The sequence below is a fragment of the Chryseobacterium sp. 7 genome, assembly GCF_003663845.1.
Taxonomy (GTDB): domain Bacteria; phylum Bacteroidota; class Bacteroidia; order Flavobacteriales; family Weeksellaceae; genus Chryseobacterium.
Map to the genome: position 1 here is coordinate 2,432,247 of NZ_RCCA01000001.1, position 15,891 is coordinate 2,448,137.

Here is a 15,891-nt window from a genome sequence, read left to right on the forward strand (position 1 = left end):
GACATGCAGAAAAAACTAGCAGTTGCCATCTTAAACTGGAACGGCAAAAATTGGCTTGAAAAATTTCTTCCGGGTGTGGTTCAGTTTTCTCAGAATGCCGATATCTATGTGATAGACAATCTTTCTACGGATGATTCCGTTGAGTTCTTACAAAAGAATTTTCCTACCGTAAACATTATTAAAAACGATAAAAACTATGGGTTTGCAGGGGGATATAATGAAGGATTGAAGTCCATTTCCAATGAATATTACTGCCTTCTGAACTCCGATGTAGAAGTTACAGAGAACTGGACAGAACCTGTATTGGAACTGTTGGAAAAAAATCCTTCTATTTCAGCGGTACAGCCTAAAATTTTATCTTATCATAACAAAAGTTATTTCGAATTTGCCGGTGCTGCCGGAGGTTTGATAGACAACCTTGGATATCCTTATTGCAGAGGAAGAGTTTTTGATGATCTGGAAGAAGATAAAGGCCAGTATAATGATGAAACAGAGATTTTCTGGGCTTCAGGATGCTGTTTTTTCATCCGTTCAAAAGATTTTTGGGATCAGAATGGTTTTGATGCAAGGTTTTTTGCCCATCAGGAAGAAATAGACCTTTGCTGGAGGCTTATCAATTCGGGAAAAAAGATTTATTATACAGGAAAATCCAGTATATATCATGTAGGAGGAGGAACTCTTAATAAACAGAGTGCACAAAAAACTTATTTAAACATCAGAAATAATCTTTCTATGATGCTTAAAAACCTTCCTTTTCCTCAATTGATCTGGCTGATCTTTTTCAGATTATGTCTGGATAGTGTAGCGGGAATTTATTTTGGCTTAAAACAGGGTTTTCCACATCTGTGGGCGGTTGTAAGAGCTCATTTTGGGTTTTATGCCCAGCTCCCCGGAACATGGAAACTTCGTCAGAAACACCAGAAGAGTCAGTTTTACCAATCAAAATGGCTGATATTTAAACATTTTTTGGGAGGAAAATAGGTAGTAAATGGTAGGTTGCAGGGATTAGGGATTAGGGATTAGGGATTAGGGATTAGGGAAAATTACAGTTTTCTTTTTTCTTATATGAACTAAAACTCATTAAGTAGAAATTCATAGCTTCAATTAACCTTAAACTTTAAACCCTGAACATTAAACTCGAGGCAAGAGAACCAGTAACAAGCAACAAAAAACAACCAGCAACTAATAACCAAAACCAACCAAACAACTTATAATAAAAAACAATGGATTTCTGTGCAATAGATTTTGAAACGGCCACTCACGAGAAAAGTTCAGCTTGTGAGATGGGAATCTGTGTCGTGCAGGATTCTAAAATTGTTGAAACAAAAACATGGCTGATTAAGCCGCCAAGTTTTCCTTATTTCAGTAAATTTAATATTGCGGTTCACGGGATTTATCCTGAAGACGTAAAAGATGCCCCAACCTTTGATGAAGTGTGGTATGAAGCCCAGGATATGATGTATGGAAGCCTTATGATTGCTCATAATGCAGGATTTGATGCTTCTGTTTTAAGAGGCTGTCTGGAACATTACGGGATGTTTACTCCAAAATTAAACTATTTGTGCAGCATACAGCTTGCTAAAAAGTCATGGAATTATCTTCCGAAATACGGCTTAAAACCTTTGGCAGAATATCATAAAATTGATTTCACCCACCACAGAGCGGGTGCAGATGCTGAAGTGTGTGCAAAGATATCTCTGCTGGCTTTTGAGAAACTGTTTCTCACCAGCAATGATGAAGTAAACGATTATATGAAAGCGAAAATCAAAAAGCTTTAATAAGAACCCGGGTTCTTAATCTGTTCCTCTGCTCATCATTAATTACTCAACACTTCAGACAAAAGATTGAATTTTGGAATATCAATCTCAAATGTTTCTTGTGTTTCGAGGTTTTTAACCAGGTATTTTCCGCTCATATTTCCTACTCCGGAACGAAGCATTACATTGGAGAAGTAAGCGAAATTTTCACCTGTTCCTATTTCAGGAGTCAGGCCGATAACGCCATCACCTATAATCTCTGTGTATCCGAATCCTACATCGAAGATCAGCCATTTTCTTTTTAATACTTTGATAGGAAAGCTTCCGTCATTTTCTATCGTGATATTGTATTTAAAAACGTAGCGGTTTTCGGATGGATAACTGTTTTTACTATCATATTCAGGTATAACTGAAACTTTGATATTGGAAGTCATTTTTGAAAACATCATTGTAGCATTTTCTTAATAAATACAAAAATCTCGCCTTTTTATAAGGCGAGATCATATATTTACATTATAATTATATTAAAACTATAATCCAAGGCCTTTTCTTTCGTCACCTCCCAATAATATTTCAACCGGATTGTCGATACCTTCTTTTACCGCAACAAGGAATCCTACAGATTCTTTACCGTCGATAATTCTGTGGTCATAAGACATTGCAACGTACATCATTGGTCTGATTACTACCTGTCCGTCAACAGCTACTGGTCTCTGGATGATGTTGTGCATTCCTAAGATGGCAGATTGTGGAGGGTTGATGATTGGTGTAGACATCATAGATCCGAAAGTACCACCGTTTGTAATCGTGAAAGTACCACCAGTCATTTCATCAACAGTAATTTTACCGTCTCTTACTTTGATAGCAAGATCTTTGATGTTTGCTTCTACGCTGGCAAAAGACATGTTTTCAGCGTTTCTCAATACCGGAACCATTAACCCTTTAGGACCTGAAACGGCAATTGAAATATCACAGAAATCATAATTTACTTTAAAGTCTCCGTCAATAGATGCATTTACATCCGGATACATTTGTAAAGCTCTTGTTACTGCTTTTGTGAAGAAAGACATGAAACCAAGTCCTACTCCGTGTTTTTGAGCAAATTCTTCTTTATATTGTTTTCTTAATCTGAAGATTTCAGACATATCCACTTCGTTGAAAGTCGTCAACATTGCAGTTTCGTTCTTTACAGAAACCAATCTCTGAGCAATTTTTCTTCTTAAAACTGAAAGTTTAGTTGTAGTGGTAGTTCTAGCACCTGTAGCAGTCATAGGGCTTCCTCCCAATGCAGGAACTGCCGCTAATTCAGCATCAGTTTTAGTAATTCTTCCGTCTCTTCCTGTTCCTGAAACCTGAGCAGCATCCATTCCTTTTTCATCAAGGATTTTCTTAGCAGCCGGAGATGGAGCTCCTGTTGCGTAAGTTTGTGGAGCAGCTACCGGAGCAGCTGGTTTTGGAGCTTCTTGTTTAGCCGGTTCAGCAGCTTTCGGTGCTTCTTCCTGTTTTGGAGCTTCAGCAGCAGGTGCAACACCTTCTGGCTTAGCAGCATCCATATCAATTAAACAAACTACCTGACCTACCTGTACTACATCACCTTCTTCTGCCTTTAAAGTGATAACACCACTTTGTTCTGCCGGCAATTCAAGAGTTGCTTTATCTGAATCCACTTCGGCGATAGGTTGATCTTTTTCTACATAATCACCATCTTTTACAAGCCAGGTTGCAATTTCAACTTCTGTAATTGATTCGCCCGGTGAAGGAACTTTCATTTCTAAAACTGACATATCGAGTATTTTTTATTTTTTAATTGGATATTATTTAAATTAAGCTGTAACGGGTCTTTTTGCAGGAGCATCATCTCTGTCAAAAACTCTGTTGATCACTGCATTTTGGTTTTTCTCAAACATTTTGTGGCTACCTGGAGCCGGAGCACCGCTTGGTACCGGAGCAACTACCTGGATTCCTGTATCTCTGAAGTTTCTAAGGATATAAGACCAAGCTCCCATGTTTTCAGGTTCTTCCTGAGCCCAAACCAATTGTTTTTTGTTTTCGTATTTGTTGAAGATCGCTTCAATAGCATCTGTCTGAAGCGGATATAACTGCTCAAATCTTACTAATGCAATATTTTCACAGTTCAGTTCTTCTTTCTTCGCTAATAATTCGAAGTACAGTTTACCTGAACAAAGAACTACTTTTTCTACTTTTTTAGGATCTGCAGTAGGATCGTCTAAGATTGGCTGGAATGTACCGTTTGCAAAATCTTCGATTGGAGAAACCACTTTAGGATGTCTCAATAAAGATTTAGGGCTCATTACGATCAATGGTTTTCTGAAGCCCCATTTCAACTGTCTTCTTAATAAGTGGAAGTAGTTGGCAGGTGACGTAATATTCGCTACCACCATGTTTTCATTGGCACAAAGGGTAAGGAATCTCTCCAGTCTTGCTGAAGAGTGCTCAGCACCCTGTCCTTCTGAACCGTGAGGCAATAACATTACCAATCCATTCTGGATTTTCCATTTTTCTTCTGCAGCAGCAAGGTACTGGTCAACGATGATCTGAGCTCCGTTCACGAAATCTCCGAACTGAGCTTCCCAGATGGTTAATGTATTTGGAGATGCCATTGCATATCCGTAATCGAAACCTAAAACCCCATATTCTGAAAGGTGAGAGTTGAATACATCAAATCTACTTTCTGATACGTGTCTTAAAGGGATATATTCTTCTTCTGTATCTTCTGTTTTTACTACCGCATGTCTGTGAGAGAATGTTCCTCTTTCTACATCTTCTCCGGAGATTCTTACGTTGTGGCCTTCCACAAGAAGTGTAGCATATGCTAACCACTCTCCTAGCGCCCAGTCTAATGAGTTTCCTTCAATAGCTTTGATACGGTTTTCAAAAAGTCTTGTAATTTTATTGATGAACTTTTTATCAACAGGAAGTGTTGACATTTTAAGTGCTAATTCTTTAAGCTTCGCTGCATCATATTTGGTATCTACAGGCAACTGAACTGCTCCTCTCTTTCCGATTGGATAGTTCGTCCAGTCTTCAGCCATGAATAGATCCATTACGTTTTTCTCAATCTCTTTAGAAGCATCAAAATCTTTGTCCAGAAGAGCTTTGAATTCCGTTTCCATTTTAGCAATTACGTCGTTTGAAGTAATGCTGTCTTTCAATAATTTATCTTTATAAATTTCTCTTGGATTCGGGTGTTTTGAAATGGTTTTATATAGGTTAGGCTGAGTAAATCTTGGCTCATCACCTTCGTTGTGACCATATTTTCTGTACCCTAAAAGGTCAATATAAACGTCTTTTCCGAATTTCGCTCTGAAATCAGCAGCAAAGTGGATGGCATGAACAACCGCTTCAGCATCGTCAGCATTTACGTGCATTACAGGGGATTCTGTAACTTTTGCAATGTCTGTACAATATGTTGAAGATCTTGCATCCATATAGTTAGTTGTAAATGAAACCTGGTTATTTACAACGATATGAACGGTTCCTCCAGTTCTGTATCCTTCCAACGTCATCATCTGAGCCACTTCGTAAGCAATACCTTGTCCGGCAATCGCTCCATCACCGTGAATGATGATTGGCAATACTTTAGAGTAATCTTTGTATTTGTCATCTACTTTTGCACGGCAGATACCTTCTACAAGAGCAGCAACCGTTTCAAGGTGAGATGGGTTCGGAGTAAGGTTGATACAAACTTCTTCTCCTGAAGCTGTTTTGATCTTTTTAGATGATCCTAAGTGATATTTAACGTCACCAGAGAATACATCTTCTTCGAATTCTTTTCCTTCAAATTCTGAGAAGATCTGTTTGTAAGATTTCCCGAAGATGTTGGTCAGTACATTAAGTCTACCTCTGTGAGCCATTCCCAATACTACTTCATCTACTCCTAACTGAGAAGATCTTGAGATCAATTGATCTAAAGCAGGGATTAATGTTTCACCACCTTCTAATGAGAATCTCTTTTGTCCTACAAATTTTGTGTGAAGGTAGTTTTCAAAAGCAACTGCCTGATTTAATTTTAATAAGATTTCTGTTTTTTCGTTGGCAGAAAGACTTGGATGGTTTTCATTTACCTGAAGCCATCTTTTGATGAAATCTTTTTCTTCAACGTTGTTGATGTGCATGTATTCTACTCCAATAGAATCACAGTAGATGCTTTCAAGGTGCTTGATCAAATCTGCCAAAGTAGCAGGTTCTTTCATTCCTGTTTCAACCGCGCAGTTGAATTTTGTATTTAAATCTTCTTTAGAAAGACCGAAGTTTTCGATGTCTAAAGTAGGGGTATAATGTCTTCTTTCTCTAACAGGGTTAGTTTTCGTGAAAAGGTGCCCTCTTGTTCTGTAAGCCTCAATAAGGTTTACTACTTTAAATTCTTTCTTGATATGCTCAGGAACTTCTCCGTTTGATACTGCCTGAGAAATCTGTTGTACTGCCGGAGCAGCGCTGGCCGAAGCCTGAATAAACTGGGTGTTATCGTCGTCTCCATAGTTCTCCAAAGCAAAATCGAAGCCTTGAAAGAAAGCTTTCCATGATGGTTCTAGAGAGTCTGGGAATTTTAAGTACTGTTGGTATAAATCCTCAATTAACTGAGAATGAGCTGCGTTTAGGAATGAAAATCTGTCCATTATTACAGTTTATCTATTTATTAAAATTTATTTGTAGAATTAATCTTCAAATTTAATAAAAAAAACCGAGTTAGAACAGTCTGGAACCGTTAAAAAAACTTAAGAAAAAAATAATTAAATAAAAATTACTTATACACTGATAATGAGAGCTTAACGTTTACCTCCTGACCTTCCATAGGACGCTCAATAAAGGTCTGGCGGATATCTCCGAAGCGCATCTCGTCTTTTTTGGCTTTCTGGATCAGCTGTTGAATTGCCCGAATTCGGCCCTCATAGTTCCCTTTGTAGTACATCACGTAATTTTGAGACGGGTTTACAGACCTAAAATTGAAATTATTATCAGACACTCCAATTTTCTTAGAAAGCGGAATTCCGAGGAAGTAAGAAACCTCTTTGTCTTTGTAATTATCCGCATCGGTAATCAGGATCGGATATCCAAATTCATCATCTCTTTTTCCAAGATCCATCGTCACAAAATTATAGACTTTGTTATAATTCATCACGATATTTTTGTAAAGTGCATCTTTTTTGTTTGATGTGCTTACATTGATCCCCAACAATAACTTGTCTTCTTCATTTTCCACCATCAGACTGTCGTATTTAATGGCGGCCATCTGGTTATCTTTTTCTACTTTATTTCCTAAAGAGTTTTTAAGATTTGCCATACTTTTGTTGATATTTTCGGCAAAACGGTCTTCCGTCCAGAAGTTCCCTACTCTTTTCCAAACAGATAATTTCGGAGTATGTACGTACCAGATGATTTTTGTTTTTTCTGCAGAAACGGATTTAAACTTGACATCAACCAAAGTTGGATTTTCGTTTTCATCCTCAAAAAGCTGGTATTTCAGAGTCTTATTAAGGTTCTCATACCTGATGAACATTTCTCCATCGGTATCATTTTTAGGATCTACATAGCTAATGGCACTTCCCTGCCCTTCATAAGGCGTATAATAATCAATATCGATAGATTGTGAACTGGTAAAAAAATTGTTCCATCTTGTGAAATTCTGAAGGTTATTGAACTGGGCAAAAACCTTATCTACCGGATAATCAATTTCTTTTTCAATGGTGAAATTTTTACTTTCGTCCACAAAATAATACATGGAAGCCGCATAAGCTCCTCCCAACAAGATAATGATAAAAGTTAATATCTTAAAAATACGCATCGCACAAAAATAGTATAAATAAAAAGAGTGAACAATATGCTGATCACTCTGATTGTATGTTTAACAATAATTAACCTTGTTAAGTGCTGGAAGCGGGATGAGGGAAGTTGGAAGTTACTATTTGGTGAATGATCACTAGAAATTTTATAATTTAAAACATTTCATCTTACTTAATAAACCTAAATAAGACTTCTATTGGTACTCTGTCCTTCAATAACCTCCAGCTTCCAGCATCCAACTTCCTTTCTATTATCCTATATGTGTTCCCGGCGCAATTACAGCGCCTTTCTTCACCACTACAATCCCATCCTGTACGGAATAAGTTCCGTAATCACCATCAGGGATATGTTTTCCTCCGGTGATCTTTACATTATCCCCGATGTAACAATTTTTATCAAGGATTGCTTTTTCTATATAACAGTATTTTCCGATTCCCATATTAGGACGGCCGCCTCTATCGTTCAGGACAATTTCTGTTGTATTTTGGTAGAAATCAGCTCCCATCACGTAAGAGTTCACGATGGTACTTCCTTTATCTATTCTTGTTCTGTTTCCGATCACGGAATTTTCAATTTTATCTGCCATAATGATACATCCATCTCCAAAAACGGCTTTACTTACGTATGAGCCATTGATTTTTGACGGCGGAAGCATCCTTGCTCTGGTATAGATAGGTGAAGAAGAAAAAAGATTAAACTGCGGCAGATCCAGACAAAGGTCAAGATTGGCTTCGTAAAAAGATTCTATAGTTCCTATATCTGTCCAATAGCCTTCATACTGATAACTTAACGTTTTGTATTTTCCAATTGAACTCGGAATAATATCTTTTCCAAAATCATCACCTGCACCTTCTTCAAACATCTTTTTAAGGATATTCTTAGTGAAAATATAGATTCCCATGGAAGCCAGAAATTCTTTTCCGGCATGCTTATTTCCTTCTGAAACTTCAGATTTCATGCCTTCCAGCATATCATAATCCGGTTTTTCATAGAAGGAAGTGATATTTCCTTCATCATCAGATTTTAAGATTCCAAAACCTGTGGCATCTTTTGCATTCACCGGAATGGTTGCAATGGTAAGATCTCCTCCGTTTTCAATATGGAAATCCAGCATTTCCCTAAAGTCCATCTGATACAACTGGTCTCCTGAAAGAATCAGGATGTAGTCATAATCATATTTTTCAAGGTGCTTCATCGTTTGACGTACAGCATCTGCGGTACCCTGATACCAGCTGTCATTTTCTACATTCTGCTCGGCTGCCAGAATATCAACAAAGCCTTTGCTGAAGATATCAAAATGATAAGAATTCTTAATATGCGAATTAAGAGAAGCGGAATTAAACTGGGTTAAAACCAGAATTTTATTCAGTCCTGAATTCAGGCAGTTTGAAATAGGAATATCTACCAGTCTGTATTTTCCTGCAATAGGAACAGCTGGTTTTGATCTGGAATACGTTAATGGGAATAGTCTTGTCCCTCTGCCTCCTCCTAAAACAATGGAGATTACATTTCGATTCATAAATATCCTGCGTTTTTTTAATTTATTAAGTTTACGGTTCGGTTCTTAGTGTTTACTGCTACTTTAAAGCATTCTTTATTCTCATATTTCAGATTTGAATTGACTATGGCCACCTCGTATTCTCCCTGATCATTAAGTTCTTTAACCTGTTTATCCACATCATCAATAGGAATATTGTGGTCCTTCAATTTATTTCTGAACATTTTATTTACAATCAGCACATCCATTACATCTGCGCTTTTCATGGCAAAATTTTCTATATCCTTATGATATTTTGCTTCCCAGCCCTTACCATATTTCTTTGTAATGGCAGCTAGTGTTTTTTTATTCGCCCTGTTTATCTTTTTTTCCAATTCACCATCAATAACGCATCCGCCGGCATGTACTGTTTTTATTTTCCATTTTTCAGAAATGCCATTGGCAGCTTCTTCGCCATACATATCTTTAAGACCAGATCCGTAAAGCCAGAAATAGCCATTACGAAGTCCTTCATCTTCTTTTTTACAGGAAGAGACTATAATTATCATTAATAGAAAGGAAAAAAACTTTCTCATATTTAGCTATTATATAAAGCTATGTATTTTTCTGCAGATTTCTCCCATGCAAAATCAAAATTCATGTTGGCATGGATGAGTTCTTCCATGACACCTTTTTGATTATAAATTGCTATGGCTCTGTTCATGGCATGTACAATATCATCCACACCAGGATAAGTAAAGTTTAAACCTGCTCCTCCGGTTGAAATATCTTCTACGGTATCTCTGAGGCCTCCTGTATATCTCACTACAGGAACGGTTCCGTACCTCATGGAATACATTTGATTCAACCCGCAGGGTTCTACTCTGGAAGGCATAAGCAAAAAATCTGCCGAGGCGTATATTTTATGGGAAAGATGTTCTTTATATCCCAGATCCAAAGCAAAATTGGTATACGTATAGTCGTATTCTTTTAATTTATTTTCGATATAGCTGTTTCCTGAGCCGAGAATCATAATATTTAAAGCGCCATAACTTTGCTTAATGCTTCTCCAGACTACATCCGGCAGCAGATCTGCTCCTTTTTCCGTAGCGAATCTTCCGATAAAGGCAAACAAAGGAAGTTCCGGTTTTAAACCATATTCTTTACAGAGTTTTTCTTTATTTTTTTTCTTTTGAGCGACTGCATTTTTGCTGCTAAAATTAAAATCCAGCATAGGATCGGTTTCAGGATTCCAGACTTCGGTGTCAATCCCGTTGATAATTCCGTAGGCTTTCCCGAATTCCTGACGAACCAGGCTTTCCAGACCGCGGAAGCTTATGAAAAGTTCTTCAAGATATCCTTCGGAAACAGTGGTGAAGGCATCGGCACATTTAATCATACTTGCGAGAGGATTCATAAATCCGTTCCAATCCATTAAGCCCCATTTGTAAGCATCGAAAGAAGGCATGTAATTAGCCATATTCCAGCTCATCATTCCCTGATATTCTCCGTTATGAATGGTTCCTATTGTCTTCACTCCTTTTAAAAACCCGAATTCTGAACAGTTTTCTACCATAAAAGGAACTAACCCGGTATGATAATCATGGCAGTGCAGTACATCCGGACGGATTTCCATGGCACACAGCCAGTGCAGCACTCCATGCTGAAAAGCCATAAACTGAAAGCTTTCATCCTGATATCCGTAAGGGTTTTCCCTGTCTAGTAATCCGGGAATTTTCACCATATACAGCTCAAATCCCAGAACATTTGTTTTTTCTTTTAACACCTGAACCTGCAGCATATTATCTCCCTGATGAATAAATCCATCAAAAACCAGATCAAATTCATGATCATAGACAAAGGTTTTATTGTACCATGGCATTACTACCTTAGCATTTATTCCTTTTATTTTATTCTGATATTTCGGAAGTGCCCCGACAACATCTGCCAGACCGCCTACTTTTGCTACAGGATAACATTCTGTACTTAAATGATAAATAACCATTCTTTATCTCTTGTGTTTAATTCTGTGTAATTTATACTTTTTATCTTTCTTCTGTCGTAAAATAATTCCGGCCAATGGCGGAAGTTTTAAGGTCATTGTTTTTGGATGTCCTCTCCATTCTTCATATTTCTCTTCTAAGATTTCAGGCTCTACCCCGCTTCCGCTGTATTTTTCATTATCGGAATTTAAAACAACTTCCCAGTGTGTCCCTGCAGGAATCCCGATTTTATAATCCAATACTTTGGGTGCCAGATTTAAAGCAACCATCATTACATCGTCCTTTCTTTTTCCTTTTCTCAGGTATACATATACTGAGTTTTCAAGATCATCTGCTTCTATCCATTCAAAACCATGTTTATCAAACTGATTTTCGTAAAACGCAGTTTCTGATCGGTACAGGTGATTCAGTTCTTTTACCATTTCATGCATTCCTTTGTGAACAGGATATTTTAGCAAATGCCAGTCGAGACTTCTGGTAAAATTCCATTCACTGGTCTGCCCGAATTCATCACCCATAAAAAGCAGCTTAGCTCCCGGATGGGTATACATATATACATACAGGGCACGCAGATTGGCAAATTTCTGCCATTCGTCGCCTTTCATTTTATAGATGAGGCTTGCTTTTCCGTGTACGACTTCATCGTGTGACAAGGGCATCATATAATTTTCATTATACATATACATGGAAGCAAAGGTCAGTTTATGATGATGAAATTTACGATTAGAAAAATCTTCTTTAAAGTAATCCAATGTATCGTGCATCCAGCCCATCATCCATTTCATTCCAAATCCTACACCGCCATCATGAACAGGCTTGGTAAGCATAGGAAAATCTGAGCTTTCTTCTGCTATCGTCATGATATTATCCCCGAATTCTTTATAAACAGCCGTATTAAATTCCTGTAGAAAAGCTTTGGCTTCCAGGTTTACATTAGTTCCATATATATTAGGTTCCCATTCGCCTTCATTTCTGGAATAATCCAGGTGAAGCATTGAGGTTACTGCATCCACACGCAATCCATCTGCATGGTAACGATCCAGCCAGAACATCGCGTTGGAAATCAGAAAAGATTTAACTTCATTTCGTCCGTAATTGAAAATATGTGATTTCCAATCCGGATGGAATCCTTTTCTCGGATCTTCATGTTCATACAGATAGGATCCGTCAAAAAGGTGAAGCCCGTTAGCATCTCCCGGAAAATGGGATGGAACCCAATCCAGAATAACGCCTATCTCGTTTCTATGAAGTTCATCAATGAGAAACATCAGATCCTGTGGCGAACCGAAGCGCGAAGTAGCTGCATAAAAACCTGTAATCTGATATCCCCAGCTTGGATCATAAGGATATTCCATCACAGGCATAAATTCCACATGGGTAAATCCCATATCCTTTATATAAGGTACCAGTTTTTTGGCAATATCCCTATAGTTTAAAAAGCGTTGGGGCTGATCTCCTTCCCTTACCCATGAACCCAGATGCAGTTCATATACAGATATTGGAGCATTCAATCTGTTTTTTTGCCAGCGGTTGTTCATCCATTCCTTATCCTCCCATTCATACCAGGTAGTAGAAACAAGAGAAGCGGCCTGAATATTCTGTTCCCAGCTCAATGCATAGGGATCACTTTTCTCCAGAATTTCACCTCTGGGTGTTTCAATAGCATATTTATATAGTGTTCCCCAGGTTAATCCTTCAATAAACCCTTCCCAAATCCCAGATTCGTCCCATCTTGGAAAGAGGATATGATCTTTATGATTCCAGTTATTAAAATTCCCGATTACGGAAACTTTTTTTGCGTTGGGTGCCCATACTGAAAAATAGATTCCCTTTACACCATCTTTTTCCGCAGAATGTGCTCCAAATTTACCATACAGCTTATAATGTCTCCCTTCTTTGAAAAGATACACATCATGATCGGTGAAAAGCGTGTAGGTTTTAACAGAATTCATCAAGATCAGTTTAAATTTATAATTTCCTTGAAACTACGAAAAATACTGACAATAATGGTTAATTACTCATCAAATAATTATCAATATCATTTCGTGTTTTGTCTTTCTACCAAATATATCATTTTTTACCTCACATTTTTATGATTTCAAAACAATCTTTTTTTATAAATTTAGCATCACTATTTTTATTAAACACATACGATGAGGTTTGAACTTTATACAGAAGAAAAAGACGACAGACCGGTATTTATCACCGGAAATTTCAACAGCTGGAATCCTAAAGATTACAATTTTCAGCTCAAACAAACAGATTCCTCCAATTATTTTATAGAAATTGAAGACCAGATCCTTGCGGACGAAATTGACTACAAATTCACCAAGGGAGGCTGGGAGAATGTGGAACTGGATCAATATGGAAACATTACACCTAACCGGAAAGTAAAAAAATCAGCAGGCAAAACTTCTGATACGGTACAAAAATGGAGATTAAACTGGGGACCTTTTAAAGAAGAGTATTATCCTATAGCAGAAGTTATTTCAGAAAACTTTTATATTCCACAGCTTGACCGTCACCGCAAAGTCTGGGCGCTGCTTCCTTATGATTATCACACTACTGATAAAAGATATCCCGTTTTATACCTTCAGGATGCCCAAAATCTGTTCAGTGAAGGAAGTGGATTCGGAAATTGGGAAATCGACAAAAAACTGTCTATCCTTGCAGAATACGGACGTGGAGACCTAATCATCATTGCCATAGAACATGGTAGCGAAGAAAGAATCAAAGAATATATTTTTGATAATGATCATGTGGCCAACGGCTCTGAAGGAAAAAAATACATCCGCTTTATTGCAGATACTTTAAAACCTTTTGTAGACGAAAATTACAGAACAAAAAAAGACCGTGACAATACCGGAATCGGAGGTAGTTCATTAGGTGCTTTAATTAGTATCTACAGTGGATTTCTTTATCCGGAAGTCTATTCTAAGTTGTTAATCTTCTCTCCTTCTCTTTGGGTAGAACCCAATAACAACTTTCCGATGATGAATTTCAGGGTTCCTTATAAAACAAAAATTTACCTTTATGGCGGAGCTCAGGAAGGATCTAAAATGGTCAAAAGAATTCACATTTTTGAAGAATACCTGCGAAGATGGGAAGAGAAAAAGCTTTTTGATTTTGAATTTAAGACCAATATCAATCCGGAAGGCACTCACAATGAATTCTACTGGTCACAGGAGTTTCCAAGGGCAATAGAATGGCTGTTCTACGACAATACAGAGAATCCTGTAGAAGTAAAACCACAACAACAAAGCATTAAAGATTAGATGAAGGAAATTGCAGAAGAAAATTTCTCAAAACAGCAATTCATCATCTTAGAAAAATACAACATCTATTTATGAAACTAATCAATAAAAAAAACAAGAATTATACTCAGGTTTTTCATCTGTTTACTGAAGAAGAATGGGCTAAAACCGGTAAAAATTTCAATAAAAATATTTCCACTTTTTTTACGGGAAAGAAATACGAGATTTTTGTAAATGCTCATGAAGAAGGAATTACTTATTTCATTGGTTTAGGAAAATCTGCTTTACAAAATTTCGAAATTCAGCAGGTTGCCGCTAAGTTTTCACAGACGCAGAAAGAAAAACTACAGGCTGTACCTACTTTAGCATTGGCTGATTTCATGAATGAAAATCAGTTTGAGGAGTTTGTAAAAGGACTTCTGGCAGGAACATACAACTACCCTTTTGATAAAAAACATCCTTTCTGGAATGCAAAATTTGAGTTGCATTTTGAAAATTTAAGCCAGAAAAAATTAGACCATGTCAGCCAGAAAACAGAAGCTCTGATTAATGGTCAGACTGCTTGTCAGGAATGGCTCAACAAACCTGCGAATTTAAAAAGACCGGATAGCTTAAGCGCCTATCTTAAAAATCTGGCTAAAAAATATGAATTAAAATACACCGTTTTTAACAGAAAGAAATGTGAGGAACTTGGATTGGGAGCTTATTTAGCAGTTAATCAGGGAAGTGCTTATGATGCCGCTTTCACTATTTTAGAATATAAAACTACGGTTAAAAATGCCAAAACTTTCGGACTGGTAGGAAAATGCGTCTTGTTTGATACGGGAGGAATATCTATTAAAAGTTCTGCCAACCTTCACTATATGAAATCTGATATGGGAGGTGCTACAGCTGTTATAGGAGCTCTAATTTATGCCGCTGAAATGCAGCTTCCGGTGAATATTATTGCTGTACTTCCTATTACTGACAATGCTGTTTCAGAAAAAGCCCTTCTTCCGAGTGATGTGATCACCGCTTACAACGGAAAAACCATCGAAGTTCTGGATACTGATGCAGAGGGCCGATTGATTCTTGCAGATGGATTATCTTATCTTTCTAAAAATTACAAAACAGATTTCCTGATTGATCTGGCTACTTTAACCGGAAGCTCAGTAAGAATGTTTGGAGATACCTGCGCGGCTATGTTTTCCAATAATGAAGAATTGAAAAATAATTTGATAAAAACTGGAGATCTAACCAATCAGAGAGTTTGGAATCTTCCTTTATGGGACGTGTGGAAAGACGATATCCAGTCGGATGTGGCAGATATAAAAAACATTTCCTTAAAACCAATCGGAGACTGTATTATTGCAGCAAAATTTTTAGAACAATTCATTGAAAACCACTCTAAATGGGCACATTTGGATATTGCGGGAGTAGCCTTTGGGAATGTAGGCTATGCCAAAGAAAAAGCAGCAACAGGTTACGGGGTTCAACTCCTCGTGAATTTAATTGAAAATTATCACTAAAAATTAGTTTTTTACGAAAAAACTCTGTATACTTGATTAGTGGATTTTCAAAACCGCATGATATTTCATTTTTTACTATTAATAAAATAA

The 15,891-nt window shown here is 37.3% G+C and carries 12 protein-coding genes; 4 read left to right on the top strand and 8 right to left on the bottom strand.

From position 1 onward, the window contains the following. Nucleotides 1-3 precede the first annotated feature (3 nt). Together CLU97_RS11240 and CLU97_RS11245 are read left to right on the top strand one after the other, a co-directional pair. Nucleotides 4-981: a glycosyltransferase family 2 protein gene (locus CLU97_RS11240; protein ID WP_121488004.1), complete on the top strand. Its 978-nt coding sequence runs from the start codon at nucleotides 4-6 to the stop codon at nucleotides 979-981. A 242-nt stretch (nucleotides 982-1,223) separates the two neighbouring features. Beyond that, complete coding sequence (locus tag CLU97_RS11245; protein ID WP_121488005.1) at nucleotides 1,224-1,778, top strand: 3'-5' exonuclease; 555 nt, start codon at nucleotides 1,224-1,226, stop codon at nucleotides 1,776-1,778. Nucleotides 1,779-1,816: 38 nt separating this feature from the next. Here the strand turns inward: CLU97_RS11245 and apaG are convergent, their stop codons facing one another. The 8 genes from apaG to glgB all read right to left on the bottom strand — a co-directional run bounded on the left by apaG (nucleotide 1,817) and on the right by glgB (nucleotide 12,991). Continuing rightward, nucleotides 1,817-2,206 carry a Co2+/Mg2+ efflux protein ApaG gene (gene apaG / locus CLU97_RS11250; protein WP_065398091.1) on the bottom strand — a complete coding sequence of 130 codons (390 nt, stop codon included), beginning with the start codon at nucleotides 2,204-2,206 and terminating at the stop codon, nucleotides 1,817-1,819. Nucleotides 2,207-2,287: 81 nt separating this feature from the next. Beyond that, on the bottom strand, nucleotides 2,288-3,541 hold the full coding sequence (gene odhB, locus CLU97_RS11255) for a 2-oxoglutarate dehydrogenase complex dihydrolipoyllysine-residue succinyltransferase (protein WP_121488006.1): 1,254 nt from the start codon (nucleotides 3,539-3,541) through the stop codon (nucleotides 2,288-2,290). A 39-nt stretch (nucleotides 3,542-3,580) separates the two neighbouring features. Continuing rightward, nucleotides 3,581-6,394, bottom strand: coding sequence for a 2-oxoglutarate dehydrogenase E1 component (locus CLU97_RS11260; RefSeq protein ID WP_121488007.1), 2,814 nt, complete (start codon nucleotides 6,392-6,394; stop codon nucleotides 3,581-3,583). Between the two features lie 125 nt (nucleotides 6,395-6,519). Then, nucleotides 6,520-7,560, bottom strand: a complete 1,041-nt coding sequence (locus CLU97_RS11265) for a polyketide cyclase (protein ID WP_121488008.1) — start codon at nucleotides 7,558-7,560, stop codon at nucleotides 6,520-6,522. A 249-nt stretch (nucleotides 7,561-7,809) separates the two neighbouring features. Next, nucleotides 7,810-9,078 (bottom strand): glucose-1-phosphate adenylyltransferase, encoded by a 1,269-nt coding sequence (locus CLU97_RS11270; RefSeq protein ID WP_121488009.1) that lies wholly within the window; start codon nucleotides 9,076-9,078, stop codon nucleotides 7,810-7,812. Between the two features lie 17 nt (nucleotides 9,079-9,095). Beyond that, nucleotides 9,096-9,605: a hypothetical protein gene (locus CLU97_RS11275; protein WP_147436472.1), complete on the bottom strand. Its 510-nt coding sequence runs from the start codon at nucleotides 9,603-9,605 to the stop codon at nucleotides 9,096-9,098. Between the two features lie 29 nt (nucleotides 9,606-9,634). After that, a complete protein-coding gene (locus CLU97_RS11280) occupies nucleotides 9,635-11,041 on the bottom strand; it encodes a glycogen synthase (RefSeq protein ID WP_121488011.1) in 1,407 nt (468 codons plus the stop codon). A gap of 3 nt (nucleotides 11,042-11,044) precedes the next feature. Next, on the bottom strand, nucleotides 11,045-12,991 hold the full coding sequence (gene glgB, locus CLU97_RS11285) for a 1,4-alpha-glucan branching protein GlgB (RefSeq protein ID WP_183084551.1): 1,947 nt from the start codon (nucleotides 12,989-12,991) through the stop codon (nucleotides 11,045-11,047). Between the two features lie 201 nt (nucleotides 12,992-13,192). Between glgB and CLU97_RS11290 the strand changes: the two genes are divergently transcribed. Both CLU97_RS11290 and CLU97_RS11295 read left to right on the top strand, forming a co-directional pair. Further along, nucleotides 13,193-14,314: an alpha/beta hydrolase-fold protein gene (locus tag CLU97_RS11290; RefSeq protein ID WP_121488013.1), complete on the top strand. Its 1,122-nt coding sequence runs from the start codon at nucleotides 13,193-13,195 to the stop codon at nucleotides 14,312-14,314. A 71-nt stretch (nucleotides 14,315-14,385) separates the two neighbouring features. Further along, nucleotides 14,386-15,801, top strand: coding sequence for a M17 family metallopeptidase (locus CLU97_RS11295; RefSeq protein ID WP_121488014.1), 1,416 nt, complete (start codon nucleotides 14,386-14,388; stop codon nucleotides 15,799-15,801). The last annotated feature ends 90 nt before the right edge of the window (nucleotides 15,802-15,891 follow it).